The organism is Arenibaculum pallidiluteum (genome assembly GCF_017355985.1).
Taxonomy (GTDB): Bacteria; Pseudomonadota; Alphaproteobacteria; order Azospirillales; family Azospirillaceae; genus Arenibaculum; species Arenibaculum pallidiluteum.
The window spans coordinates 224336-248171 of record NZ_JAFIQU010000001.1 but is presented as its reverse complement, the minus strand read 5'-3'; the positions used below and the strand labels follow the sequence as shown (position 1 = coordinate 248171).

Genomic DNA, 23836 nt, shown 5'->3' with positions numbered 1-23836 from the left:
GACCCTTCCTCGCTCTCAGATCCGGATGTCGACGCGGCCGGGATCGGCCGCGCGGTTGGCGCCGACGAGGAGCGTCAGCGATTTCGCGTCGGCCTCGGGGGCTTCACGGCCGCCGCGCAGCTTCGAGACCGCCCGCTGGAGGTCGGCGAAGCTGCGCTCGGCGCCGCCGCTGCTGCCCTCGCTCAGGCTGAAGTTCAGGCTGCCTGCGTCAGTCTCGAGGCCGGCCGCCTGCAGCGCCTTCTCGAGGCTGCGCGAGTCCTTCTGAAGGAGATCGAGAGTCTCCTGCCGCTCTACCCGGATATCCGCACGCACGCGCCCTTCCTGTCCGAAGTCCAGCCTCACATCGACCCGGCCGAGCTCGACCGGGCGGAGCTGGATCGTCAGGGACTGCTCGCCGCGCCCGTTCGCGAGCTTCTGGAGCTGCACGCCCACCATCTCGGTGGCAGGGTGGGGCAGGGGCATGCGCGGCGTCCGCGAGGCGGCCGCCGATTCGGGCCTGTCGGGGGAGCCGTCCAGCGCCGGCTGGGCCTGAACCTGCGCAAAGGACAGCGACGGGTCCGGCTCGCCCTCCCGGCGTCCCGACAGCGCGGCCAGGGTATCCTTGAAGCCCGGCTGCTCGGCCGCTGCTGCGGCGCCTGCCGCGGAGCCAGCCTGGCCGGGCTCGACCGGCGGCTTTGCGGATGCCATGGCATCGCCGCCGCCGTCCTGCCCGCCAGGCGCGCCGCCCAGGCCGTCGCCGGCCGTGCCGGCCTGCGGGTGCCGCGGCGCATCCGACGCGGATTCGCCCCAGCCGCGTCCGCTTTCCCGGTGCTCGCCGCGTTCGCTCCGCTGTGCGGGCTGCTCGGCCGCGGCCTGCCTCGACATCGCCTTGCCGGCGAACTCGGCTTCGGCCGCGTCCTGGAGAGTGGTGTCCGTGGCGGGTTCCGGAGGGAGGCCCCTGGTGGTCGCGGGCGTTCCCGCCGCGTCCAGCTCGGCATCGACCGGCGCCTCGTCGGCCGGGGCGGCCGGCTGGGCCGCGCCCGGATTCGCGGCGGCACCTGCCACGGCCTTCGTCGCATCGCCCGGCATAGCGGCGTCGGTCGCGGGGGCATCGGCGGCCGGTGCGTCCGTGGTGCCGACCGCCGCGGCGAGCGCCAGCGCAGCCGCGGGATCGGTTGCGGCCTCCGGAGCCTCCTGGGCCAGGATGGCGGGCGCCAGCAGGCCGGGTGCAATCAGGCTCTGCTGGCCATCCGCGACCTGGCCTTCCGCGCTCTCCTCGGCGGTGACCTCGGCGGCCTCGACCGTGCCGGTATTCATGAAGCTTTCGATGAGCGCCAGGAAGGCATCGCCCGGAGCGGCACCGCCGACCTCGGCCTTGGGCTTGTCGTCACCGCCCTTGGCCGCCTTGGTCTCGTCGGCACCGCCGACGTCCTTGCCGGCGGGCGCGGACTTGGCGCCGGTCCTGGCCGGCACGGGCCGCGGCGGCGCTGTCTGCACGATGTCTGGGCTGTCCACGGCACCCTCTCTCGAAAAGCGGTTCGCTGAACCATAAGCAAGCGGCGGGCCAGTTTCCGTGGCTCGCGAAACCCGCGGAATCCCTGGATGTCTCCAGGAAGGGGCGCTGCGCCATTTGCGCCGCGGGCAAGATTTTCCCGGTGGTTTCTGCCCGGTTCCCGCAGGCGCGGACGGGCACGGGCCCGGAAACGAAAGAAGCCACCCCGCGACGGGGTGGCTTCTTCGGACGGTGCGGGGACTGCCCCGCCCCGGACATTTCAAAGCGAGCGGTCGAGCGCGACCGAGAAGCCGGTGGGCGCGGTCGCGACCGGCCGGGCACCGCCGCGGCCATAGCCCTTGCCGTAGCCGCCCTGCATCTGCTGCTGGGCCTTGCGGGCGGCCTCGACGATCACGTCGACGGCCACCTGCGTGGTCTCGCGGCCGCGGCGCACGGCCTCGGCATTCTCCTGCGCGACCTGCGACAGCGCGTCCCAGCGCTGGCGCAGCAGCTCCTTCTGGGCGGAGTTCCTCGCGGCATACTCGGCGAAGCGCGCCTTGTCGCGCCGAATCCCCGAAAGAAGGACCTCGAGGTCGCGGGTCAGCTGCTCCTTGCGCCCGATGATCTGCCCGACTGCCTCCAGGCGGCGCTCGTGCAGCGCCAGGGTCTCGGCATGCATCACCTCGGCGAGCTGCTCCATCGTCTCCTGCGCGACGGTCACGGCGCGGTCCATGTCGAAAGTGGCGTTCATCTCAGGCCTCCTGCATTCTCAGAAGTTGGCGTTGCACGGCATCGGCGATCCCGGTTGTGCCGCCACGGGCCGCGGCCTTCCCGTATTCGTCCACGAGCAGGGACCGGAAGGTCTCCTCGGCGTGGCCGCCGCCGAAGGGGCCGTCTGTCTCGATCCCCGCGAACATGTGTCCCATCATCTGGGAGAGGAACTGCGCCTCGAAGTCCTCGGCGACCTTGCGCGTGGCGCGCCAGGTCTCGGCCGACACGCCGGCGGCGGCGGCCCGGGACTGCAGGCCCTGCGGCGTCAGCGTCGCGAGGCTGGGGGCGGCGATCTGGATCGCGGCCATCACATCACCTCGATCTCTGCCTGGAGCGCGCCTGCGGCCTTGATGGACTGCAGGATGGTGATCATGTCGCGCGGGCCGACGCCGAGGGCGTTCAGGCTCTCGACGAGCTCCTGCAGGCTGACGCCGGCGCTCATCACGGCGAGCCTGTTGTTGGACTGCTCGTCGACCTGGATGTCGGTGCGCGGCACCACCGCAGTCTGCCCGCCCTGGCTGAACGCCCCGGGCTGCGAGACCTGCGGCGTCTCGGTGACGCGGATCGTCAGGTTGCCCTGGGCGATCGCCACGGTGTTGATGCGCACGTTCTCGCCCATCACGATCACGCCCGAGGCCTCGTCGATGACGACCCGCGCCACCTGGTCCGGGTTCACCCGGAGCTGTTCGATGTCCGTCATCAGACCGACGATGTCGCCGCGCCGGCGTTCGGGGATCGTCACCAGCACGGCCGAGGGGTCGGTGGCCTGGGCGGCGCCCGCGCCGAGCACGGCATTGACGGCGGTGGCGATGCGCTGTGCCGTGGTGAAGTCGGGATTCCTCAGGGAGAGGCGCAGGACGGGCAGCTCGGCGAGCGCGAACTCGACCTCGCGCTCGATGATGGCGCCGCTGGCGATGCGGCCGCTGGTGGGAACGCCCCGGGTGATCGATGCGCCCTGGCCGCGGGCCTCGAAGCCCGCGACCGCCAGGGAGCCCTGCGCCACCGCATAGACCTCGCCGTCAGCGCCCAGCAGCGGCGTCACGAGCAGCTGGCCACCCAGCAGGCTCTTGGCGTCGCCGAGCGCCGAGACGCTGACGTCCACCCGTGTGCCCTGGGCCGCGAAGGCGGGCAGCGTCGCCGTCACCATCACGGCCGCGACGTTCTTCGTCCGCATGTTCTGGCCGCGGGTATTGACGCCCAGGCGCTCGAGCATGCCGACCAGGCTCTGCTGGGTGAAGGGCGAGTTGTTCAGCGTGTCGCCGGTGCCGTTCAGGCCGACCACAAGCCCGTAGCCGATCAGCATGTTGTCGCGCACGCCCTCGATATCCACGATGTCCTTGATGCGCGATGCCGCACAGGCCGGCGTCGCGACGGCGGTCAGCGCGAGCGCCAGCGCGATCATGCGGAGCAGGGGGAAGCTGCGGCTGGTCATGGCATATCTCTTCGGTGACGGCGCTGCTCCACATGCGAAGCGCGTGCCAGTCCTTGCAGGCCGCGGCGGCGCGAGGCTGGCGCAGGGCCGGAGCGGGCGGGGAGGCCGGAACGACCGGTCCGTGATGCGCCGGGGTGGCAGTTTTTGCCGGGCAAGGGATACCGTCGCATGGGCGGTGCCGCCGGCGCTCGACGCAAGCTTAAGTGTCTCTTAAGCTGGTCCGGAGAGATTAGGCCCTTCGCTACAGGATCCAGTCATGCCGAGGCCGAACCCATGAAGATCGAAGGACCCGGGTCGACCCGCGGCCCCGCCGGCGCGAAGCGCGCAGGGCGTGCCGACGGCACGCTCGCGGGCACCTTCGCCCGGGCGCTGCACGGTTCCGACGAGGCGCAGGAGGCCGGCTCGGCCGGCGCCGCGCCGGCCGTGGGCGGTGTCGGGGCCCTGCTGGCGGCCCAGGAGGTCGAGGATTCGACCTCTGGCCCGTCACGCGGCAAGGCGCGGGCCAGGGCGCGTGCCGAGGCCCTTCTGGACAAGCTCGACGAGATCCGGGCCGGGTTGCTGACGGGCTCGCTGCCGGCCGCTACGCTCCACGAGATGCAGCGGCTGGTGCAGACCCAGCGCGACCAGATCGACGATCCTAAGCTCGCGGCGGTTCTCGACGAGATCGACCTGCGGGCCCAGGTGGAACTGGCCAAGCTCGAGGCCGGCCGCTGACGCCACGACCGCGACGGGATGCCGATTCTCCCGGATTTCCAAGGGTTTGTGGATCTCCTTTCGAATTCTCCCCGCGCTTGCGAGAGTGCGACGCCGTCCATATACTCCGCGCCGAATTTCACCGCGCTTGGCGTGGAGTGCTGGATGTCATCCCCGTTTTTGCCGCCCGACTACCGACCGTCGGAAGACGAGTCGTTCATGAACCCGACGATGCTGGAGTACTTTCGCCAGAAGCTGCTGAGCTGGCGGGCCGAGCTCGTGCGCGAGTCCGAGGAGACGCTCCAGGACCTCCAGCAGGGCGGCATGCAGGAAGCCGACATCGCCGATCGCGCCTCAGCGGAGACCGACCGGTCGCTGGAGCTCAGGACCCGCGACCGGGAGCGCAAGTTGATCTCCAAGATCGACGCCGCCCTCGGCCGGATTGAGGACGGCAGCTACGGCTACTGCGAGGAGACGGGAGAGCCGATCGGTGTGCGCCGGCTCGAGGCCCGGCCCATCGCGACTCTCAGCCTCGAGGCGCAGGAGCGCCACGAGCGGCTGGAGCGGACCCATCGCGACGAATGACCGGGTTCTCTGCCGCAGCCCTGTGACATCTCTGGTCCTTGCGCGTTTCTTCCCGGGACTGAAGGAGGGGGAGCCATGCTCACCGGTCTTGCGCGTCATGCCCGGCGCGTTGCCGCGGCCGCTTCGCTGGCGCTGCTTGCGCAGGCCGCTCCGGGGGGCGCGCTTGCCCAGGCCGGCTCTGAACGGCCCGACCGCCTTCTGGAGGGCATCAACCTCGCCGTGGTGATGCCGCCGGAGATGGGAAGCAACCCGGCGAACCGGGAATGCGGCGTCACCGAGGAGCTGGTGACCAACGCCGTGGTCGGCCCCGTCGTCGGCAGCGGACTCCGGACCGAGCGGCTCGCCGTCGCGGCCCCCTTCACGGTCGCGACGCCGGGGCTCTACCTGATCCCGACCGTCGCGACGCTGCGCGAGGGCCGGTACATGTGCATCTCGTGGGTCGCCCTGCGCGCCCAGTCGGCGCAGCCCGTCACGCTTCCCTCGACCGGCCTGTTCAGGAATGCCCAGATCCTGCACTGGGAGCGCGGCATCCTGGTCAGCTCGGCCATAGACCGCCATCCCGAGGCGGTCGCCTCGGCGCTGCAGGAGCTCGCGAACGGGTTCGGCCAGCAGTGGCGTACCGAGCAGCGCTGATCCCCGCCTTTCCGTAAGGCATGGACCTTCAGGCGCCTGTCCGGTGACAGGCGGGGAGGGCCGGCGACATGCCGGAGGCCATCGGCGGCGCAGGCCGCCGCCGGTTCACCTGACGGCGCTGGTCGAAGGTTCCGTGGCCGCCATGAACGTCCTTATGGCGGCAGCCAGGACGTCGTCGGCCGTGTTCAGATGGGCGATGATCGAGGCGTGATTATGCCGCCTGAGCCGGAGAAGCTCCGGCGCGCGCCCCTTCTCGACGGCGATGCGGTGTGCGAGCTCGAGGCAGTGCGCGTCGATCAGCGGGTTCTCGTATTCCGCGAAGGCGACGAAGGTCGGAACGCTGCCGGGCCCGACATGGGAAACCGCCGAGGCGCCGTCGAACAGCGCGGGATCCGTGCCGTAGTACGCTTCCACGCGCCGCGCGTTCGGGTTCCGGGGGCCGTTGTCGGCCCGGACCCTGCCGCTCACTACGATCAGGCCAGCGATCCCCGGCCCTTCGGCCGGATGCCAGCGCCGGTCGTAGGCGTAGCTTGCGGCGTGGGCCGCCCCGGCGGAATGGCCCATCAGGTAGAGACGCGCCAGATCCGCGCCGAGACCGCGCGTGACCTCCCGGATGCGGTCGAGCCCGCGGGCGATGTCGAGGCTGGCGTCGGGAAAGCGGGCCTCCGGAGCCAGCCGGTATCCGAGATTTGCGCCGACGATCCCAAAGCGCGCGAAACAGTGCAGGACGTTGCTATGGACCTCCGGCGTCCTGTTGCGCTCGCCTTCGGTGAAGCCGCCGCCATGGACGAAGACGAGAACGGGCCGCCCGGCGGCACCGCCGTCCGGCAGGAAGAGGTCGAAGCTCTGCCGCGGGTGCGGCCCATAGGCGATGTCGCGGTGGACCGCAGCGCATTTCGGCGCGCGCGCCAGGATCGCGCCGAAGCGTTCGGTGACCAGCCGGTTGTGGCCGGGGATGTCGGCGGCCCAGCGTGGCGCCAGCGCATCCATCTCCGCCCACAGGCTGGCGGGGATCTCGGGCGGCGTCGCGGTGCTCACGCGGCGCCTCCGGTGGCGGCGAGGGCATCCTCCATGCCGAGCGACCGGGCTTCGGCGTAAAGGCGCCCTTCGTCGACCCGCGTCAACCGGCCGTCCCGCAGGACGACGCGTCCGTCCACCAGCACCGTCGAAGCGCGGACGGAGGCGCCGCCCAGCACCAGCTGCTCCAGCGGACGGTTCAGCGGCGCGAGCACGGGATCGTCGAGGTCGAAAAGCGCGACGTCGGCCCGCGCCCCAGGCTGCAGGCGGCCGGGTTCCAGCCCCATCGCGTGAGCGCCGCCCGCGATCGCCATCGCGGCGATCTCCGCACAGGACGGCCAGGCGTGCGCGTCGGGCTCGTCGATGCGCGGCAGGAAAGCCGCCAGCTTCGCGGCCTCGAGGACGGACTGCGCGTCGTTGCTGGCGGCGCCGTCGGTGCCGACGGCGACCCGTGCGCCCGCCTTTCGCATGGCGGTTAGCGGCATCACGCCGGCACCCAGGCGCAGGTTGCTGACGGGGTTGTGAACGACGACGGACCCGGCCGCGGCGATGCACGCGACGTCCTCCGGCCCGACCCACACGCAATGGGCCAGCGAGGTTCCGGGACTTAGGAAGCCCAGCTCGTGCAGGCGGGAAATTGCCGAGCGCCCGGACCTCTCGCGTGCCTCCCGCGCCTCGGCCTCCGTCTCGTCGACGTGGATGTGCAGCGGCACGCCGAGGCGACGGCCCAGCGCGGCCGCCCCCGCCAGGAGGTCGTCGGTCGCGCGCAGCGGGCCCGACGGCGCCACGCCCACGCGCACCAGGGTCCCGGTCGAGGCACGGTTCCGGGCGGCGGCGGCGCAGAGGTCGAGAATGGTCGCCGCCGGAACCGGCGCAGCCCAGGGCGCCCCCACCAGCCGGCCATCACCGTCGAGCGCGTCCCGGACCATTACGGCGACGACCGCCCGAAGGCCGATCTCCTCATAGGCGGCGACCGCCGCTTCCACACCTTCAGCCCGGACCGGGGTCTGCCGGAAGTGATCCAGGACGGCCGTGCAGCCGCCGCGGAGCATCTCGGCCGCACCCAGCAGGACGGCGACCCGGATCTGCTCCGGCGTCAGCGCGTCCAGACGCCGCCAGACCCGGGCGAGCCATCGATCGAGCGGCAGCCCGTCGCCGATCCCGCGGACCAGGTTCTCGGGGGAATGCGTGTGCGCGTTGACCAGACCAGGCATGGCCAGACGCCGCGCCCCATCGATCCGTATGTCGGCATGCCATCCTGCCGCGATGCCGGTCCCGATCCCGGTGATGCACCCGCCCTCTACGAGGATATCCACATCCGTGCGCATGGCCGGACCGCCGTCCAGCGGCACGGCGCATGCGACGCCGACGAGCGCGGTTCTCTGGCTGCCTGCCGCCATGGTCCGTCCTTCCCGCCCGGGATGCCTCAAGCGATGCGGTACCGGCGCTCCAGGCGCCGGGTCACGGCCATCAGCGGCAGGGTCATGACCAGATAGAAGAGCGCAACGCCGGCGAAGGGGCTGAAGGTGTTGGCCTGCCAGGTCATGACCTCGAGCCCGGCACGGAGCAGGTCGGTTAGGGCGATGGTCGACACCAGCGCCGTGTTCTTGAGCAGCGTGATGGATTCGTTGGTGATCGGTGGCAGGACGCGGCGCAGCGCCTGGGGCAGGATGATCCGGCGCATCGCCTGCGGGTACGACATGCCCAGCGATCGCGCCGCCCGCATCTGCCCGAGATCGACGGACTGGATGCCCGCGCGCACGATCTCCGTGACATAGGCGCCGTTGGTCAGTGCTAGGGCGAGGACGCCGACCATGAAGGCGCTGAGCTGGATGCCGGCCGAGGGCAGGCCGTAATAGAGGAAGAGCAGCGTGACCAGCATGGGAACGCCGCGGATCATCGTGACGTAGCCGGCTGCCAGCCAGTTCAGCGGGCGCAGCGGCGAGACCCGGGCAAGGCCGCCCGCGATCCCGACGCACAGGCCCAGTGCGATCGAGACAAAGGCGAGCTTCGCCGTCGTGCCGGCGCCGTCCAGAAGCGCCGGCAGGGACGCCAAGAAGATCGAGAGATCGAAGTCCATCCCTTCCTCCGGTTCAGGTTGCGCCGGTCACAAGGGCGCGGGGCACAGCAGCCCGTATCATTGGGCGTCCGCGAAGCGCAGGCCCGTGCGGGCCGTTGCCTGGGCGACCATTCGGCGCGCCGCGGCATTGGTGCCCGCGGCGACACGCCGCTCGTCCATTCCGACCAGGCGACCACCGGCGACGCGGACCGACCCATGGCACATCACGAAGGAGGCCCGGGCATCCGAACCCGCCATGAGCAGCCCCCCGAGGGGATCCGTCACGGCGCCGGCATAGGCGACGCCCGTCAGGTCGAAAGCCGCGATGTCGGCCATCTTCCCGGGCTCGATGCGGCCGATGTCGTCGCGGCCCAGGATCGCGGCCGCGTTGCGTGTCGCCATCGCGAGGGCGTCGGCCGGACGCATCCAGTCCTTCTCCGTATCCGCATCCGCCGCGGTGCCCACGCGGTGCAGCAGCAATGCGAGGCGCAGGTCGCCCAGCATGGATCCGGAATCGTTGCTCGCGGCCCCGTCCACCCCGACGCCGACGGCGAGGCCGGCCTTGCGGAAGGCGGGGATCGGCGTCAGGGGGAAGCCCAGGCGCACGATCGTCCGCGGGCAGTGGGCAACCCCGCATCCCGCCTCGGCAAGGCGCCGGATCTCGTCGGGACGGAGTTGGCTGCCATGGGCGAACCAGGTGCCCGGGCGCAGCCAGCCCGAGGCGTCCAGGAAGGAGATCGGGTCCGTTCCGAGCAGGCGCTCCGCCTTCTCGCGCTCGTCCGGCCTCGGGTGCAGATGCGTGTGCAGGCCGCAGCCGAAGGCCGCCGCGCGGTCGGCGACCGCGCGCATCAGGGCGGGCTTCTCGTAGGTGACCCCGGTAGGGCCGAAGCCGATGCGCAGCATCGCCCCGTCGGCGTCGTCGTGCCAGCGCCGTGCCGCCCGCTCGAGCTGGGGGACGATCTCGTCCTCGGGGTCCAGCAGCCGATCCATGCGATCGCCCAGGAGCGGGCGCAGGCGTCTCGCCAAATCGCCTTCGAGTGTCGGCATGGAGCCGCGCACCACGTGCAGCCGCAGCCCGAGCTCCGCCGCGGCCTCGGCCTGCGCGGCGAGAAGCGCGTCGCCGTCGCCGGGATGCAGATAGGAATGGTCGACGCTGGTCGTGGCGCCGGTCAGCAGCAGCTCCGCCCCGGCGGCGAGCGTGGCCCAGCGATGGGCCTCCTCGTCGAGCTCGGCCCACAGCGGGTACATACCGAAAAGCCAGTCGAGCGGCCGGGCCCGCACCGTCGCCGGGACGGCGCGGGTCAGGGTCTGGAAGAAATGGTGGTGCAGGTTGATCAGGCCCGGCACGACGATGCAGCCCGATAGGTCGTGGCTCTCGGCGACCCGCTCCGCGGGGATCGGGCACGGCTCGCGGCCGAGGGCGACGATGCGCGCCCCCTCGACCGCGATCCAGGCGTCATCGAGGACCGTGCCGGCGTCGTCGCAGGCGTGCAGCCAGCCGATATGCCGGAGAAGGCGCATCATTGGGCGGCCATGGCGCTCTTGGCGGGACCGAACCACTTTGCCTCGAGCTTGTCGAGGAAGCCTTCGGCCTTGAGCGCCGCGAGATGGCTGTCGAACTCGGCCATCAGGGCGGTGTCGTCCTTGCGGGTGTTGATGCCGACGACGCGGCCGTCCCAGACGGGGGTCACGCGGATGGCAGGCATGTTGCGCATCGCGTACTTGACCGCCGGGAGCGCTGAGACGACGACCTCGACGCGGCCGCTGTCCAGGTCCTTCAGGGCCAGCAGGATCTCGTCGTAGGACTTGATCTCCTTGACCGCGGATCCGTAGTTGTCGCGCGTCCACCGGTCTCCCGCCGAGCCGAGCTGCAGGCCCACGACCTTGCCCGCGAGCTCCTCGGGCTTTGCGATGGGCTTGCCCTCGCGGTAGGCCGCGCCGATGCCGGCATCGTAGTAGGGTGCCGAGAAGAGTATCCGCTCGGCGCGTTCGGGCGACCAGGTCATCGCCGTGATCAGGGCGTCCACCCGCCCCGAGGTCAGCGCGGCGATGATCCCCTTGAAGTCGATCTTCTCCCATTTGACCTCGACGCCCATGCGCCGGGCGATCTCCTCGCCGAGGTCGACGTCGAACCCGCTCGGCTTGCCGTTCTCGACATAGCCGAAGGGTGCGTAGGCGAAGGAGTTCGCGACCGTCATCGTCTTGGTGCGCAGGACCTTGTCGAGCGTCGTCTCGGCGCTCGCCGCGGACGAAATCCCGATGGCGGCCGCGGCCGCGAGGACGACGCGGCCGATCCCGGCCATGAACCTGCTCGCATACATCATTTCCTCCATGTCAGGTGTCGAGTTGACGAGGCCGCGGGCCGCGCGGCCGGGGCGGGCCTCACGCTCCGGCGGTACCTTCCAGGAACCTTGGGAAGGGGACGAAGTCGGAGGTCGGGGACGGCTCGGGCGCGCCCGCGGGGCCGTGCCCATCGCCCTGTTCGAGGAACTTGCGCAGGAAGGCGCGGGTGCGTGCCTCGCGCGGGGCGCCGAAGATCTGCTCGGGGGTGCCCTGCTCGACGATCACGCCGCCATCCATGAAGACGACGCGGTCGGCGACGTCGCGGGCGAAGGCCATCTCGTGGGTGACGGCGATCATGGTCATGCCGTCGCGCGCGAGATCGCGCATCACGTTCAGCACCTCGCCGACGAGCTCGGGATCGAGCGCCGAGGTGACCTCGTCGAACAGCATGACCTTGGGATCCATGCACAGCGCCCGGGCGATCGCGACGCGCTGCTGCTGGCCGCCCGAGAGCTGGCCGGGATAGGCCGTCTCCTTCGCGGCGAGCCCGACGCGCCCGAGCAGGGCCCGTGCCCTGGCGACCGCCTGCTCGCGCGGCTCGCGCTTCACATGCACGGGTGCCTCGATGAGGTTCTCGAGGACGGTCATGTGGGGGAAGAGGTTGAACTGCTGGAACACGATCCCGATGCGTGTCCGCAGGCGGTCGAGCTGGCGCTCCGGCAGCCGGACGCGCACCCCGTCGCGCTCGGGTCCGAAGCCGACATACTCGCCGTCGACCTTCACCGAGCCGGCCTCGAAGGGTTCGAGGAAGTTGATGCAGGACAGCAGAGTGCTCTTGCCCGAGCCGGACGGCCCGATGATCACGACGACCTCGCCGCTGCTCACCTCCAGGTCGATGCCCTTGAGCACCGCGTTGCGGCCGTAGCTCTTGTGGAGGTTCCAGATCCGCACCATGGGTTCGGTCATCGCGGCCTTCCGTGGCTTCAGGTCGTGGACGGCGGGACAAGGCGCAGGGCAATCCCGTGGCGCCGGTCCAGATGTGCGTTGTGGTGGTCGACCTCGTTCGTGTCGCTGAGCTCGAGGTTGAAGAAGGACAGCTCGTCCCCCTCGAAGAAGGGCCCCGCGTGCCAGGTGCCCTTGCGCAGCGCCACGGCCACGTCGCCGGGGATCAGGAAGCCGCGGATGCCGTCGGGCGACGGCTCGGCCGCGGGATCGTCGAGGCCGTCCGGCGCGGCGACGGCCAGGAACCATGGGCGGCCGCCGACGCTGGCGAGGCACTGCGTGACGTTCCGGTGCCGCGTGATCCGCCGGACCACCGGCGGCTTGCCGTGGAGGCGCATGATGTAGAACCGCGGCGTCCCGCCCGATAGATCGAGGCGCGCGTCCTGGGCGCCGAAGGGAACGCCGTCCTCCGACGCCTCGATCAGGTCGCCGAAGGGGGCGAATGCCTCGCGCGAGACGGGGTCCAGGCGAAGATCGATGACCGCTGGCTCGCCAGGCGTCCCGGTCGCTGGTGTCGGATTGGTCACGGCGTCACTCCGCTGCGTGGGGGGATTCGAAGAGGGCGACCGAGGGGGCGCAGTCGCGCACCGGCAACTCCAGCTCGACCTCGTCATAGGCCTCGAGGGCCGGCACCAGCCAGCCGGCCTGCTCGCGGAACAGGCTGCGGGTGATTCCGGCGACGATCCGCGGGATCGAGTATTTGTGGCCGCTGATCGAGGTCGAGTGGGGGCCCATGCTGACGATGGCCGAGAAGTTGAAAGCGTAGATCCGCTCCAGGAACGAAGCCTGGCCGGCCGTGCGCGGCTGCAGCTCGTAATGGGCCCCGAGATAGGGATACTGCTCCAGCGTCGGGTGCGCCTCCTCGGGCGGGGGCACGTAACGGTCCGCCCAGCGCGCGATCTCGCCGGCGAAAGGACGCAGTTCGGGGCGATGACCGAGATCGATCGCCGACCCCGTGGCGCATACCACCTCGTCGAAAGCGAGGCGGCCGGACGGCGTCTCGACCTTGACCTCGCCGTCTTCCCACGCGACCCGCGTCCAGGGCGCGCCCGGATGCACGCGGAAGTTCGCGAACGCATGGGCCGCATCGAAGCTGTGGCGGGCCGGCGGCTGGTCGACCTTGTCGAAATGATGGTTCACGCGCCAGCGCACCGCGTCGTCGAGATCGGGGAAATGCTTCAGGAAGCCCGCGAACTCGATCCAGCGGTGCGGATTGACGCCGGGCAGGCCGGCCCGCCGGAAGCACAGGTCCACCGAGGCTGCACCGTTGCGCAGCGCGGCCAACGAGGCGTCGAAGGCCGAGGCCCCATGCCCGAGCACGCCCACGCGCTTGCCGCGCACGCGGCCGAAGTCGATCACCGTGTTCGAGTGCCGGCAGACCTCGGGGGGCAGGGCCTCGCGGATATGGGCGGGGATGCGCCACTCGCCGCCGCCGTCATAGCCGGTCGCCAGCACCAGCCGGCGCGCCAGCAGCGTCTCCGGTCCCGAGGGGCTGCGCACGCGCAGGGCGAGGACATCGCCGTCGGGCTCGACCGTCTCGAGGGCGGTCTCGTTGCGTACGGGCAGGCCGAGGGAGCCGCGGTACCAGCGGAGATAGGCCATCCACTCGATGCGCGGAAGGCGGTCGAGCGCGAGCCAGGCGTCCTCCCCGTATCGCGCCTCGTACCAGCTCCGCAGGCAGAGGCTTGGAATTCCCTGCTCGAGCCCGACCAGGAAGCGCGGCGTGCGGAGCTTGTCCATGCGCGCGAAGGTCTCCCACGGCCCTTCGCGCCCTTCCGTCGCCCTGTCGAGGACGAGCACGTTGGTGACCCCGTCGCGCCGGAGGCCGAGCGCGACCGCCAGCCCCGACTGCCCGGCACCGACCACGACGACGTCATGGACGTGCAGGCCCGAGCGATGGATGGCCGGCTGCACCCAGTCGACGTTGGGATAGGCCAGGATGTCGAGATCGCGGCGCACACGCTCCGCCAGGGCGGTAACCGCATCTTCGCGCGCTGGGCCCATTGCCCTTCCCTCTCGTAGCAGCGTTGTATCGTGCTACAAGACTTAGCAAGCGGCGTGCCAATCCGGGGATCAGCTGCGAAGCGGCTTTCCGCGGTCTGGCAAAGGGAGTAGCATGCTTATTGAGCAGGTTGGGGGCCAAGCTTTACGCAACTGCCCGAATTAGAACTGATACAATATAGCAAAGGACTAATACAAAGATCGCTTGCCCTATACGGCCCAGCTCGCCCAATGCATCGATGGATCCGAGAGATCGCAGATCAGAGAGCAAAGGCGGCGTGCGCCCTCCCGGATCTCATGGTCGGGCACGAGGCCGAAGCTCAGGCGCATGGTGCGGGAATCCGGAGCGGTCGCGTAGAAGGGCGCTCCCGGAACGAATGCGACCCCCCGGTTCACGGCCCTGTAGTAGATGTCGCCTGACGGCACCTCGCCCGGCAGCGCGATCCACAGGCTCAGGCCTCCGTCGGGCTGCGAGACCCCGGAGCCCGGCGGCAGACCGGCGCGCAACGCGTCCACCAGCGCCTGCTGGCGGGCACCGTAGACCCGCACCAGCCGCTCCACCGTCGCGACCCGATCCGAGGCAAGCCAGCTGGCGAGCGCACCTTGCATGAATGCGTTCGATTGCAGATCGGTGAGCGATTTGAGCTCGGCCAGCCGGCGGTGCGCCCAAGCAGGCGCCAGCAGAAAGCCCAGCCGGACGCCGGGGACGAGCGCCTTTCCGAAGCCGCGCGCGTAGAAGACCGTTTCGGCGGCGCCCGGAAGAGCCCGGAAGGGAGGAACCGGATCGCCCCGGAAACGCAGCTCCGGGCAGTGGTCGTCCTCGAGCAGGGGAACTCCCCTGCGGATCAGCAGGTCCAGGATCGCCTGGCGCTTCGCGGCGCCGAGCGTGGCGCCCGTTGGGTTCTGGAAGGTCGGATTGAGATAGACGAGGCGCGGCGGCTCCGCGGCGAGCAGCACTTCCAGCCGACCGAGATCCGGACCATCCGGCCCGAGCGGCAGCTCCGCAAAGCGCGCGCCTGCCTCACGCATGGCGTTGAGCGCGCCGAAATAGGTCGGGCGCTCGACGAGGACGAGGTCGCCGGGGCGGAGCAGGGCGCGGACCACCAGATCGATCGCCTGCTGACCGCCTGCTGTCACCATGACCTCGCCGGGCCGCACCGACATTCCCTGCTCCTCCGCCATGCGGGCGATCTCCTCGCGCAGGCAGAGGCGGCCCGCGGGCGGATCGTAGCGGAAGAACCGGTCGGACTCGGGATCCTGCGCCAGTTCGGACAGCCGGCGGCGGAAGGTGACCACGTCGCCCTCGGCGGGTCCGGGATAATTCGCCGTGAAGCCGATCACGCCCGGAGCCCGGGCCAGCTCGAACAGTCGTGCCGTCAGGGGGACGGCCTGGGGCTCGGGCCTGCCGGGGGGCGCGTCGCCGGCCGGGGGCGGCGACGCACCGGCGAGGACGAAGGTCCCGCCGCTTCCGCGCGAGCGGACATGGCCGCGCTCGGCCAGTTCGCGGTAGGCCTTGGCGACCGTCATGGGATTGACGGAAAGGGTGGAGGCCAGGGCGCGGATCGGCGGCAGCCGCGTTCCGGCCGCGATCTCCCCGGAGTCGATCATCGCGATCAGCCGGTCCCGGATCTGGGCGAAGACGGGCACCCCGCCGTCGCGTGCGAGCGGCACCATGAAGCCAAGCGCCAATTTGTCGCCCACCGCCCGTGCCTCCACGCGTCTGCGCCGCACCGGCGCGATCTTGTCCTATGCTTGTCTTACACCGGCAGCGAGGGACGAGGCAGCAGAATATGTGTTCCAGGTGTCTTGAAGGCCACGGGCGGGCATGCTGAGCTGGACAGTCGGAGACGGGGCAGATTGTTCCATGCGCGATCCTCCCCGTCGGACAAGGGATCACGGACATGGACGAAGAGCTTCCCCGCGTCATCGTGATCACCGGCGCCATGGCGGCCGGAAAGTCGTCGGTCGCCCAGGCGCTCGCCGAGCGGCTGCCGCGGGCCGCCCATGTGCGTGGCGACGTCTTCCGCAGGATGATCGTGAGCGGCACCGCCCCGATGATGCCCGACCCCACGGAGGAGGCCCTTGCGCAGCTTGCCTTGCGCTACGAGCTCGGATGCATGGTCGCCGAACGCTATGCCGAGGCGGGGTTCGTCGCGGTGTACCAGGACGTGATGCTGGGACGGCATCTGGGCGCCGCCGTCGAGCGGCTCGCCCGCTGGAGACCGGGCGTGGTCGTTCTGGCGCCGAGCCTGGCGAGCCTCATCGAGCGCGAGAGAGGGCGCGCCAAGACGGTCTATTCCGACGCGTGGACGCCGGAGTTTCTGGCGGAGCTCGTCCAGGAGCACACGCCGAGGATCGGGCATTGGATCGACAGCTCCGACATGGATGTCGGCGGGACCGTCGACGCGATTCTGGCGGACCCGGCCGCGATGCGCCGAGGGCTCGGCGCCTGAGCCCGTCCGAGATGTCCTGGAGTTCCTTGCCCCATGGGCGCATCCGGCCTGTCGCATTCCGGGGTTCGGGATGCTGCTTCGGATGCGTGCGTGCCTGGTCGTTCGGGTCGCGGCTGTGGTGACGGTTGGGCCGCGCCGGAGCAGCCGTCGGGCGGGGGATGGCGCCGAACCCTGCGTTTTAACCCAGCAGGGTCCAGAAGGCCTGGCCGGCGAGTGCAGCGCCGGCGAGGGCCATGATCCGGACGGCCGTGCGCTCGCCGGACGACCAGCGCTGCCAATCCCGCTTGAAGCTCTTCAGCTCCGCAACCATGGTGCTTCCCGCCAATTCCTGGGCTCGTCTGGTCGAATTTGCCCCTGAAGCTCTGTATGATTAGTTAACGACTGGCGCCTCTCCGGGCGTGCTGTTGGGTTACTCGAAGTTACAGCAATTTTATCTAAATACCTTCAGCCGGGAAGGCGCGGAGCGATGCCATGTTCCCTCAGAATGCGGCAGCCGGCCTCCGGGATCCTCGATCGATGGTGGTAGTGCTTCGGCGGACCGCGCCTTTCCCGATGGGGCGATGAGGCGGTTCCCAGGGGAGTGGTTCCCTGCCATGCTCCGCGCCTGTTCAGCCGTCGGGAGCCCCGGTCCTCATGGAGCAGCGGTCCGATACCGTCGTCGTCTCGGTCGTGTGCGGCGAAGCGTATCAGCAGAGCTTCCGCCAATGGTACCTGCCGACCTGGGAGCGCTACTGCCGCAGGCACGGCTTCGACCTCTTCCTGATCGAGGCTCCCATCGACAGGAACGTGGACCTGTCGGTGAAGTCGATCCACTGGCAGAAGCTCCTGGTCGCGTCGCTTCCGCCCATGAAGCGCTACGCGCGCATGGTCTGGATCGACGCCGACATCCTGATCAATGACGGAATCGCGCCCGACATCACCGCAGGAGTCCCTGAGGGCAGCATCGGGGTGGTGGACGCGACGCCCTGGATGACGGAGGCCGACGACGTCTTCAACCAGTACGGCCGCTTCCTCTTCCTCGACGCCCTGTCCATGAGTGCGGCCCGCGGCGCGGACGGACGCCGAGTGGTCGTGGCGGACATGTCGGTGGCCGACATGTACCGGCTCAAGGGTCTTGTTCCGCCATGCGACCGCTTCATCAACACCGGCGTCTTCGTCTGCTCGCCACGGCTGCACGGCGATTTCCTGTTCGACGTCTATCTCCGCTACGGACGGGACCTCTGGGACTTCGAGAACTCCGCGATGTCGTGGGAGATCCTGCGCAGCGGGATGCAGCACTTCATCGATCCGCGGTTCAATGCCGTCTGGATATGGGAGGCCGCGAAGCACTACCCGTTCCTGTACGACCTCGACTTCTACAACGCCAATCACGACGTCGTGCGCCGCTGCGTGAACGCCTGCTTCCGGAACAATTTCTTCCTGCACTTCGCCAGCCGGGAGGCCAAGCTGCTGCCGCCGGTGGTGGATACCGGGGCGCCGAACGTGGCCGCGTCGGTGGTGGACGGCTATGCGGCGCGCAGCGCCGGCATCGACTTCATGTCCTGCTCCGATGCGGAAAGGGCGCTTGCGTCCGGCGAGCCGATCCAGTGGCCGTTCTGAACCGGGGGGGCTGAACCCGGGGTGACGGCGTCCGGCCGGAGCGAGGCGAGGCGGGCGGCGTCTGCGCCACCTCTGCGTCACCGGGGCGCCTGAAACAGGAAAGGGGGGCGTTCTGCCCCCCTCCGGAACCGCCCTGCGGCGGCCCATTCCCAATCCCGTCGGCCTTCTCGCGATCAGAACGGCATGATGATGTCGAAGAGCTGCTGGCCGTAGCGCGGCTGCTGCACATCGGTGATCTGGCCGCGGCCGCCGTAGGAGATGCGGGCCTCGGCGATCTTCTCGTAGCTCACCCGGTTGTCCGAGCCGATGTCCTCGGGGCGGATCACGCCGGCGATGGTCAGCTCGCGCAACTCGAAGTTCACGCGGACCTCCTGGCGGCCCTGGATCACCAAGTTGCCGTTCGGCAGAACGTCCGTGACCAGCGCCGCCACCTGCAGCGTGATGGATTCCTGCCGCGTCACGGAGCCCGTGCCCTTGGTTGCGGAGTCCGTCGACATGTCGACGGCGTTTGCGGGATCGGCGTTCAGGCGCCGGGCGATCGACTGCTCGAAGCCGAGAAGGTTCGGCACGCCCAGGGACTCGGAGCCGCTGCGCGTGCGCTCGGTCTCGTTGTCGATCTTGGCGCTGTCCTTGATGTCGATGGTGACCGTCAGGATGTCGCCGACGCGCGCTGCGCGCTGATCCTTGAAGAAGGCCCGGCTGCCGGCCCGCCACAGGGAGTTCGGCTCGCGCGTGCCGACGACGGGGGCCGGCATCGGAAGGCTCACGGGCGTGTAGCCGGCCTGGGTCTGGGGGTTCTGGATCGTGCTCAGGCGCGGACCCGAGCCAATGTCGGCGATGCGCTGGGTCGCATTGCAAGCGCTGAGCGCCATCGCGCAGACCAGCGGCAGGGCGAGCCGGAGGGCCGGTCGGAGGGCGGGGCGGATGGCGGCGATGGTCATGATTTCGCTCCTCGGGATCGGAGTCAGAACTGGGCGAGCTGGCGGGCGGCGGAGACGGCGACCAGGTTCTGGCCGGTCACCGTCGCCTCGATGGTGCGGTTGCTGCTGGTGTTCACGACGCGGACGACGTCGCCCTGGCTGCCGTCCTGGAGCGCGCGGCCCTTGGCGGTCAGCTGGATGCCGGGGCGCTCCAGCGAGATCGTGACGATCTGCCCCTTGGTGACGAGCGTGGGTTGGCGCAGGTCGCCGAGGCGGACCGGCGTGTTGGGGGCGAGCGGACGGCGCACGGCAAGGCCGACGAGCTGTGCCTCGGTGCGGGCAACGTCCTCCATGCCGCGGCCCACCCGCAGCTCGGTCCAGGCGATGTCGGTCGGGGCGATGGCCTCGCCGACGGCCAGGCGGCGCGTCAGGACCGGGACGTCTAGCACCGCCATGGCCTTGCCCGAGACGGGGATGCGGACCTGGCTGCGCCCTTCGCCCGCGACGATGGCCGCGCTGAAGCGGTTCAGCGCCTGGTCCAGGGTCACGGCCTCGACCGAGAGGCTGGGGGCTGCGTCGAGCGGCAGGTGGATCTCGATCGCGCGATTGTCGAGCTCGACCGACAGCCGACCTTCGCGGATCCGGTCGGACAGCGCCTCGGCCAAGGCGAGCTGCACCGCCTCGGCGCCCACGACGTTGCTGCTCCGCGTCAGGGCGATGCGGTCGCCCTGGCCGGCCGGGGCCCAGTCGACGCCGTACTGACGAGCCAGGCGATGAAGCGAGACGGCGTCGAAGACCGCGCGGCGGCCGGGGGCGGGGGCCTGGCCCACGGCCACGCCGGCGCGCTCGCCGACGCCCTCGAACAGGTCGCCCAGCGTGATCCTGTCGCCGGCGACCTCGCCGTCGGAGCGCAGGGTCGCGGCCTTGGCGGAGACCGCGGCGACGAAGGCCGCGGCGGCCAGGACCATGATCACGATCTGCTTCATCTTGGCTCTCCTCGCGCTTCGGCGGTCAGCGCATCTGCGAGACGCTGTTCATCATCTGGTCGCTGGTGCTGATCACCTTCGAGTTCATCTCGTAGGCGCGCTGCGCGGTGATCAGCGAGGTGATCTCCTGGACGATGTTGACGTTCGACATCTCCACGGAGCCCTGGATCAGGCGGCCGAAGCCGGCCGCGCCGGGGTTGGCGACCGCCGCCTCGCCCGAGGCGGGCGTCACGCGCAGCAGGCTGCCGCCCATGGATTCGAGCCCGGCTTCGTTGGGGAAGTTGGCGAGCTGGATCTGGCCTACGGGGGCCGCGTCGTCGTTGATGAGGACCGAGCCTTCGCCGTTGATGGTGATCGTCACCGCGTCGGCCGGGACCACGATGCCCGGAACGAGGGGATAGCCGTCGGAGGTCACGATGGTGCCCTCGGGGCTCAGCTGGAACGAGCCCGAGCGGGTGTAGCTCGTGGTCCCGTCCGGCATCTCGATCTGGAAGAAGCCCTGGCCGTTGATCGCGAGGTCCAGCGAGTTGTCGGTGACGCTCAGGTTGCCCTGCTCGTGGATCCGGTAGACCGCGCTGGTCTTCACGCCGGCGCCGATCTGGATGCCCGAGGGCACGATCGTCCCGGCGTCCGAGGAGGTGGAGCCGACGCGGCGGTAGTTCTGGTACAGGAGGTCCTGGAACTCGGCGCGTTGGCGCTTGAAGCCCGACGTCGTCAGGTTCGCGATGTTGTTCGAGATCACTTCGACGTTCAGCTGCTGGGCCAGCATGCCGGTGGCGCCGATGCTCAGGCTGCGCATTGTCGTCCGCTCCTCAGTTCGTGCGAGCCAGGCGCTGGATCGCGCTGCGCTGGCGTTCGTGTTCGGTTTCGATCAGGCGCTGCGTAGACTGGTACTGGCGCAGGATCTCGGTCATCTGCGTCATCTCGGCCACGGCCTGGACATTGGACTGCTCGAGGGCGCCCTGGAGCACCCGCGTGTCCTCCGCGGGCTGGGCCGGCTCGTCGGAGGCGTAGAGGCCGCCGCCGAGTTCCGACATGAACTGCGGGCGCTCGAAGCGCACCACCTGAAGCCGGCCGGCGATGCCGCCGTTGGCGGTCTCGATGGTGCCATCGCCGCGGATCGTGACGGCGCCGGCATCGGCCGGCAGCTCGATCGGCTGGTTGCCCTCGCCGAGCAGCGGAAGGCCGTTGGCATTGACGATGCGGCGCCCGCCGTCGAGATGCATCTGTCCGGTGCGGGTATAGCGCGGGCCCGAGGTGGTCTCGACCACCAGGTAGCCGTCGCCGTCCAGCGCCAGGTCGAAGGGGTTGCCGGTCTGCGCGATGGGGCCCGCGCTCAGGTCGCGCAGCACCGCCAGGTCCTCGACCATCGACATCCGCTGGTCGCGGGGCTGGACGCCGACGCCCTGGGGCTTGGCGATGTACTCCACGAACAGCATGCGCTGGTTCTTGTAGCCCGTGGTGTTCATGTTCGCGACGTTGTGCGCCGTGACGTCGAGCTGACGTCTCAGTGCGTTCTGTCGCGACAGGGCGATATAGAGCGGGTTTTCCATCGTCCTCAGCCTCCGCCTCGCGGTGCGCCCCATTCCTCGCAAGGGGCATGCCAAGCGGGAGAGGCCAGTGTTTCCGCCATTTGCGGGCCATGGCTGCACGGCTTGCCGGGCAAAAGATGCCGCCGCGGCGAACAGCCCGGCATTTACCTCCTTCTATTGGGTGAAACGACTTGTTAACTATCGTCTGACTAGGATTTCGGGGATTCCGAAGTTCTGAGGCGCAATGTCGGCCCAGGCCCTTGACGACGATGATGTTTCGCCCGACCAGCTTCCGCGGAAGAAGTTCAGCGGCAAGAAGCTCGTGCTGTTCGTCCTGCTGCCGCTGCTGCTCCTGATCGGCGGCGGTGCGGCGGTGTATTTCAGCGGCGTGCTCGACATGTTCGGCGCCAAGAAGGAGGAGGCGCACCACGAGGAGAAGCCGGCCGAGGAGCCGGTGATCGACGGCCCCGGCGTCTTCTACACGGTGCCCGACCTCCTGGTGAACCTGAACAGCGGCAACCAGCGCCGCCAGAACTTCCTGAAGATCAGCATCGCGATCGAGCTCGCGAGCCAGCAGGACGTCGCGGCGATCGAGCGGGTGATGCCGCGCATCATCGACAATTTCCAGGTCTATCTGCGCGAGCTCCGGCTCGACGACCTGCGCGGATCGGCCGGCATGTACCGGCTGCGCGAGGAGCTGCTCCTGCGCATCTCGCAGGCGGCCCAGCCCGTGCGCATCCGCGACGTGCTCTTCCGCGAAATGCTCGTCCAGTGAGGGGGGCAGGTCGATGAGCGATCCCAGGCTGGACGGGCTCAGCGAGGAGGAGCGTCTCGCCGCGGAATGGGCCGCGCTGGCCGAGGAGGGCAGCGGCGACGACGCGGGCGGAGACGCCGGAGGCGGCGGCACGACGCGCGTCCTGAACCAGGACGAGATCGACAGCCTTCTCGGCTTCGACAGCGACGGTGCCGGCGACGGCGAGAACTCCGGCATCATGGCGCTGGTCAACAGCGCCCTGGTCAACTACGAGCGCCTCCCGATGCTCGAGGTGGTCTTCGACCGCCTCGTGCGCATGATGTCGACCTCGCTGCGCAACTTCACCTCGGACAACGTCGAGGTCAGCCTCGACCAGATCTCCTCGGTGCGCTTCGGCGACTACCTGAACTCGATTCCGCTGCCGGCCATGCTCTCGGTGTTCAAGGCCGAGGAGTGGGACAACTTCGGCCTGATGGTCGTCGATTCCGCGCTGATCTACTCGATCGTGGACGTGCTGCTGGGGGGGCGCCGCGGCACGGCCGCCATGCGCATCGAGGGCCGGCCCTACACGACCATCGAGCGCAACCTGGTCGAGCGGATGGTCCATGTGGTTCTCTCTGACCTGTCCGCCGCCTTCGACCCGCTGTCGCCGGTCACGTTCCGCTTCGACCGGCTGGAGACGAATCCCCGGTTCGCCACCATCGCCCGGCCTGCCAACGCGGCCGTGCTGGCGAAGCTGCGCATCGACATGGAGGATCGTGGCGGCCGTCTCGAGCTGCTGATTCCCTACGCGACCCTCGAGCCCGTCCGAGAGCTGCTCCTGCAGATGTTCATGGGCGAGAAGTTCGGCCGCGACTCCATCTGGGAAACCCACCTGGCGAGCGAGCTCTGGATGACCGACGTCCAGATCAGCGCGGTGCTCGACGAGATCACCATGCCGCTCTACGAAGTGCTGAACTGGCGCGTCGGCAGCCGCATCCTTCTGAACGCCGCGCCCGACGAGTTCGTGGAGCTGCGCTGCGGCGACGTGGCGATGTTCGAGGGACGCATGGGGCGCAAGGGCGGCCAGATCGCCATCCGCATCGATCGCGAGGCACCGAAGACGGAGGACCGGAGATGAGCATCGTCGGCCTGGTCCTTGATGTGGCCATCGTCGGCCTCCTGGCTGCGACCATCGCCTTCGCGGTCCGGCTGAACAGGCAGCTTTCCACTCTGCGTGACAGCAAGGCGGAGCTGGAGGCGCTGATCCGCGGCTTCGCCGAGGCGACCGAGCGCGCCGATGCGGGCGTGCAGAACATGAAGGCCATGACCGAGGAAAGTGGCGAGAAGCTGCAGAAGGCCCTGCAGCGCGCCCAGACCATTCGCGACGAGCTGCAGTTCATGGTCGAGACCGCGGACAGCCTTGCCTCGCGCCTGGAGGGGGCGATCTCGACCCACCGGTCGGCCACCCCGGCGCGGCCGGCGTCGCCGCTGACGGCATCCCGGCCGGGCGAGCCGCCGCGGCCCCAGGCGCGGGCCGCGGAGCCGCCGCCGGCCGCTGTGATGCCGCCAGCGCCGCCAGCCCCGCCTGCTGCCACCGGCGAGGCGCGGTCACGTGCGGAGCGCGAATTGATGCAGGCCCTCGAGAACCTGCGCTGAGGCCGTC

The 23836-nt window shown here is 69.9% G+C and carries 26 protein-coding genes; 8 read left to right on the top strand and 18 right to left on the bottom strand.

Annotated features, from left to right (window positions below; translation table 11 throughout):
• Positions 1–15 precede the first annotated feature (15 nt).
• The 4 genes from JUB13_RS31965 to JUB13_RS01185 all read right to left on the bottom strand — a co-directional run bounded on the left by JUB13_RS31965 (position 16) and on the right by JUB13_RS01185 (position 3674).
• On the bottom strand, positions 16–1494 hold the full coding sequence (locus tag JUB13_RS31965; RefSeq protein ID WP_207476487.1) for a flagellar hook-length control protein FliK: 1479 nt from the start codon (positions 1492–1494) through the stop codon (positions 16–18).
• Positions 1495–1751: 257 nt separating this feature from the next.
• Positions 1752–2222: a flagellar export chaperone FlgN gene (gene flgN / locus JUB13_RS01195; protein WP_207476485.1), complete on the bottom strand. Its 471-nt coding sequence runs from the start codon at positions 2220–2222 to the stop codon at positions 1752–1754.
• A gap of 1 nt (position 2223) precedes the next feature.
• The gene (locus JUB13_RS01190) at positions 2224–2550 is read right to left on the bottom strand and encodes a rod-binding protein (RefSeq protein ID WP_207476483.1); all 327 of its coding nucleotides are present in this window, start codon (positions 2548–2550) and stop codon (positions 2224–2226) included.
• Complete coding sequence (locus JUB13_RS01185) at positions 2550–3674, bottom strand: flagellar basal body P-ring protein FlgI (protein WP_207476481.1); 1125 nt, start codon at positions 3672–3674, stop codon at positions 2550–2552. Before JUB13_RS01185 ends, JUB13_RS01190 begins: the two co-directional genes overlap by 1 nt.
• Positions 3675–3947: 273 nt before the next feature.
• Between JUB13_RS01185 and JUB13_RS01180 the strand changes: the two genes are divergently transcribed.
• The 3 genes from JUB13_RS01180 to JUB13_RS01170 all read left to right on the top strand — a co-directional run bounded on the left by JUB13_RS01180 (position 3948) and on the right by JUB13_RS01170 (position 5585).
• Positions 3948–4388 (top strand): flagellar assembly protein FliX, encoded by a 441-nt coding sequence (locus tag JUB13_RS01180; RefSeq protein WP_207476480.1) that lies wholly within the window; start codon positions 3948–3950, stop codon positions 4386–4388.
• Between the two features lie 144 nt (positions 4389–4532).
• Entirely contained in the window at positions 4533–4952 is a 420-nt protein-coding gene (gene dksA / locus JUB13_RS01175; protein WP_207476479.1) for an RNA polymerase-binding protein DksA, read from the top strand.
• Between the two features lie 75 nt (positions 4953–5027).
• Positions 5028–5585 carry a hypothetical protein gene (locus JUB13_RS01170; RefSeq protein WP_207476478.1) on the top strand — a complete coding sequence of 186 codons (558 nt, stop codon included), beginning with the start codon at positions 5028–5030 and terminating at the stop codon, positions 5583–5585.
• Between the two features lie 105 nt (positions 5586–5690).
• Here the strand turns inward: JUB13_RS01170 and JUB13_RS01165 are convergent, their stop codons facing one another.
• The 9 genes from JUB13_RS01165 to JUB13_RS01125 all read right to left on the bottom strand — a co-directional run bounded on the left by JUB13_RS01165 (position 5691) and on the right by JUB13_RS01125 (position 15648).
• Positions 5691–6623 carry an alpha/beta hydrolase gene (locus JUB13_RS01165; RefSeq protein ID WP_207476477.1) on the bottom strand — a complete coding sequence of 311 codons (933 nt, stop codon included), beginning with the start codon at positions 6621–6623 and terminating at the stop codon, positions 5691–5693.
• A complete protein-coding gene (locus JUB13_RS01160) occupies positions 6620–8002 on the bottom strand; it encodes an amidohydrolase family protein (protein ID WP_207476476.1) in 1383 nt (460 codons plus the stop codon). Before JUB13_RS01160 ends, JUB13_RS01165 begins: the two co-directional genes overlap by 4 nt.
• A 26-nt stretch (positions 8003–8028) precedes the next feature.
• Positions 8029–8682, bottom strand: coding sequence for an amino acid ABC transporter permease (locus JUB13_RS01155; protein ID WP_207476475.1), 654 nt, complete (start codon positions 8680–8682; stop codon positions 8029–8031).
• 57 nt (positions 8683–8739) lie between these two features.
• Positions 8740–10185 carry an amidohydrolase family protein gene (locus JUB13_RS01150; RefSeq protein ID WP_207476474.1) on the bottom strand — a complete coding sequence of 482 codons (1446 nt, stop codon included), beginning with the start codon at positions 10183–10185 and terminating at the stop codon, positions 8740–8742.
• A complete protein-coding gene (locus JUB13_RS01145) occupies positions 10182–10982 on the bottom strand; it encodes a substrate-binding periplasmic protein (protein WP_207476472.1) in 801 nt (266 codons plus the stop codon). Before JUB13_RS01145 ends, JUB13_RS01150 begins: the two co-directional genes overlap by 4 nt.
• A gap of 61 nt (positions 10983–11043) precedes the next feature.
• Positions 11044–11910: an amino acid ABC transporter ATP-binding protein gene (locus tag JUB13_RS01140; protein ID WP_328702835.1), complete on the bottom strand. Its 867-nt coding sequence runs from the start codon at positions 11908–11910 to the stop codon at positions 11044–11046.
• Between the two features lie 17 nt (positions 11911–11927).
• On the bottom strand, positions 11928–12473 hold the full coding sequence (locus JUB13_RS01135; protein WP_207476470.1) for an ureidoglycolate lyase: 546 nt from the start codon (positions 12471–12473) through the stop codon (positions 11928–11930).
• Between the two features lie 4 nt (positions 12474–12477).
• Complete coding sequence (locus JUB13_RS01130; protein WP_207476468.1) at positions 12478–13950, bottom strand: NAD(P)-binding domain-containing protein; 1473 nt, start codon at positions 13948–13950, stop codon at positions 12478–12480.
• 207 nt (positions 13951–14157) lie between these two features.
• A complete protein-coding gene (locus JUB13_RS01125; protein ID WP_207476466.1) occupies positions 14158–15648 on the bottom strand; it encodes an aminotransferase-like domain-containing protein in 1491 nt (496 codons plus the stop codon).
• Between the two features lie 200 nt (positions 15649–15848).
• On the opposite strand from JUB13_RS01125, the gene JUB13_RS01120 reads away from it, so the two are divergent.
• Positions 15849–16400, top strand: a complete 552-nt coding sequence (locus tag JUB13_RS01120; RefSeq protein WP_207476465.1) for an AAA family ATPase — start codon at positions 15849–15851, stop codon at positions 16398–16400.
• Between the two features lie 178 nt (positions 16401–16578).
• Here JUB13_RS01120 and JUB13_RS31730 read toward each other — a convergent pair whose 3' ends face one another.
• A complete protein-coding gene (locus JUB13_RS31730) occupies positions 16579–16710 on the bottom strand; it encodes a hypothetical protein (protein ID WP_268914308.1) in 132 nt (43 codons plus the stop codon).
• 323 nt (positions 16711–17033) lie between these two features.
• Between JUB13_RS31730 and JUB13_RS01115 the strand changes: the two genes are divergently transcribed.
• The gene (locus JUB13_RS01115) at positions 17034–17999 is read left to right on the top strand and encodes a hypothetical protein (RefSeq protein WP_207476463.1); all 966 of its coding nucleotides are present in this window, start codon (positions 17034–17036) and stop codon (positions 17997–17999) included.
• A 173-nt stretch (positions 18000–18172) separates the two neighbouring features.
• Here JUB13_RS01115 and flgH read toward each other — a convergent pair whose 3' ends face one another.
• Genes flgH through flgF form a run of 4 tightly spaced genes read right to left on the bottom strand, consistent with a single transcriptional unit; the run spans position 18173 to position 21458 of the window.
• Positions 18173–18940 (bottom strand): flagellar basal body L-ring protein FlgH, encoded by a 768-nt coding sequence (flgH, locus tag JUB13_RS01110; protein WP_207476461.1) that lies wholly within the window; start codon positions 18938–18940, stop codon positions 18173–18175.
• Positions 18941–18963: 23 nt separating this feature from the next.
• Positions 18964–19905, bottom strand: coding sequence for a flagellar basal body P-ring formation chaperone FlgA (gene flgA / locus JUB13_RS01105; RefSeq protein ID WP_207476459.1), 942 nt, complete (start codon positions 19903–19905; stop codon positions 18964–18966).
• A gap of 25 nt (positions 19906–19930) precedes the next feature.
• Positions 19931–20704: a flagellar basal-body rod protein FlgG gene (gene flgG, locus JUB13_RS01100; protein ID WP_207476457.1), complete on the bottom strand. Its 774-nt coding sequence runs from the start codon at positions 20702–20704 to the stop codon at positions 19931–19933.
• Between the two features lie 13 nt (positions 20705–20717).
• A complete protein-coding gene (flgF, locus tag JUB13_RS01095; RefSeq protein ID WP_207476456.1) occupies positions 20718–21458 on the bottom strand; it encodes a flagellar basal-body rod protein FlgF in 741 nt (246 codons plus the stop codon).
• 223 nt (positions 21459–21681) lie between these two features.
• On the opposite strand from flgF, the gene JUB13_RS01090 reads away from it, so the two are divergent.
• The 3 genes from JUB13_RS01090 to JUB13_RS01080 are packed head-to-tail and all read left to right on the top strand — an operon-like array spanning position 21682 to position 23829.
• Positions 21682–22212: a flagellar basal body-associated FliL family protein gene (locus JUB13_RS01090; protein ID WP_207476454.1), complete on the top strand. Its 531-nt coding sequence runs from the start codon at positions 21682–21684 to the stop codon at positions 22210–22212.
• Between the two features lie 13 nt (positions 22213–22225).
• Positions 22226–23311, top strand: coding sequence for a flagellar motor switch protein FliM (fliM, locus tag JUB13_RS01085; RefSeq protein ID WP_207476452.1), 1086 nt, complete (start codon positions 22226–22228; stop codon positions 23309–23311).
• Positions 23308–23829 (top strand): DUF6468 domain-containing protein, encoded by a 522-nt coding sequence (locus JUB13_RS01080; RefSeq protein ID WP_207476450.1) that lies wholly within the window; start codon positions 23308–23310, stop codon positions 23827–23829. The genes fliM and JUB13_RS01080 overlap by 4 nt, the downstream gene beginning before the upstream one ends.
• Positions 23830–23836 lie beyond the last annotated feature (7 nt).

Excerpts from the sequence above, each read along its gene's own strand:
- JUB13_RS01160 (WP_207476476.1), bottom strand. The coding sequence starts at position 8,002 with ATGGCGGCAGGCAGCCAGAGAACCGCGCTCGTCGGCGTCGCATGCGCC.
- JUB13_RS01130 (WP_207476468.1), bottom strand. The coding sequence starts at position 13,950 with ATGGGCCCAGCGCGCGAAGATGCGGTTACCGCCCTGGCGGAGCGTGTG.
- JUB13_RS01155 (WP_207476475.1), bottom strand. The coding sequence starts at position 8,682 with ATGGACTTCGATCTCTCGATCTTCTTGGCGTCCCTGCCGGCGCTTCTG.
- JUB13_RS01090 (WP_207476454.1), top strand. The coding sequence starts at position 21,682 with ATGTCGGCCCAGGCCCTTGACGACGATGATGTTTCGCCCGACCAGCTT.
- JUB13_RS01185 (WP_207476481.1), bottom strand. The coding sequence starts at position 3,674 with ATGACCAGCCGCAGCTTCCCCCTGCTCCGCATGATCGCGCTGGCGCTC.
- flgN (WP_207476485.1), bottom strand. The coding sequence starts at position 2,222 with ATGAACGCCACTTTCGACATGGACCGCGCCGTGACCGTCGCGCAGGAG.
- flgG (WP_207476457.1), bottom strand. The coding sequence starts at position 20,704 with ATGCGCAGCCTGAGCATCGGCGCCACCGGCATGCTGGCCCAGCAGCTG.
- JUB13_RS31730 (WP_268914308.1), bottom strand. The coding sequence starts at position 16,710 with ATGGTTGCGGAGCTGAAGAGCTTCAAGCGGGATTGGCAGCGCTGGTCG.
- JUB13_RS01170 (WP_207476478.1), top strand. The coding sequence starts at position 5,028 with ATGCTCACCGGTCTTGCGCGTCATGCCCGGCGCGTTGCCGCGGCCGCT.
- JUB13_RS01180 (WP_207476480.1), top strand. The coding sequence starts at position 3,948 with ATGAAGATCGAAGGACCCGGGTCGACCCGCGGCCCCGCCGGCGCGAAG.
- JUB13_RS01120 (WP_207476465.1), top strand. The coding sequence starts at position 15,849 with ATGGACGAAGAGCTTCCCCGCGTCATCGTGATCACCGGCGCCATGGCG.
- flgH (WP_207476461.1), bottom strand. The coding sequence starts at position 18,940 with ATGACCATCGCCGCCATCCGCCCCGCCCTCCGACCGGCCCTCCGGCTC.
- flgF (WP_207476456.1), bottom strand. The coding sequence starts at position 21,458 with ATGGAAAACCCGCTCTATATCGCCCTGTCGCGACAGAACGCACTGAGA.
- fliM (WP_207476452.1), top strand. The coding sequence starts at position 22,226 with ATGAGCGATCCCAGGCTGGACGGGCTCAGCGAGGAGGAGCGTCTCGCC.
- JUB13_RS01190 (WP_207476483.1), bottom strand. The coding sequence starts at position 2,550 with ATGGCCGCGATCCAGATCGCCGCCCCCAGCCTCGCGACGCTGACGCCG.
- JUB13_RS01115 (WP_207476463.1), top strand. The coding sequence starts at position 17,034 with ATGGAGCAGCGGTCCGATACCGTCGTCGTCTCGGTCGTGTGCGGCGAA.
- JUB13_RS01150 (WP_207476474.1), bottom strand. The coding sequence starts at position 10,185 with ATGATGCGCCTTCTCCGGCATATCGGCTGGCTGCACGCCTGCGACGAC.
- JUB13_RS01145 (WP_207476472.1), bottom strand. The coding sequence starts at position 10,982 with ATGTATGCGAGCAGGTTCATGGCCGGGATCGGCCGCGTCGTCCTCGCG.
- flgA (WP_207476459.1), bottom strand. The coding sequence starts at position 19,905 with ATGAAGCAGATCGTGATCATGGTCCTGGCCGCCGCGGCCTTCGTCGCC.
- JUB13_RS01080 (WP_207476450.1), top strand. The coding sequence starts at position 23,308 with ATGAGCATCGTCGGCCTGGTCCTTGATGTGGCCATCGTCGGCCTCCTG.
- JUB13_RS01140 (WP_328702835.1), bottom strand. The coding sequence starts at position 11,910 with ATGACCGAACCCATGGTGCGGATCTGGAACCTCCACAAGAGCTACGGC.
- dksA (WP_207476479.1), top strand. The coding sequence starts at position 4,533 with ATGTCATCCCCGTTTTTGCCGCCCGACTACCGACCGTCGGAAGACGAG.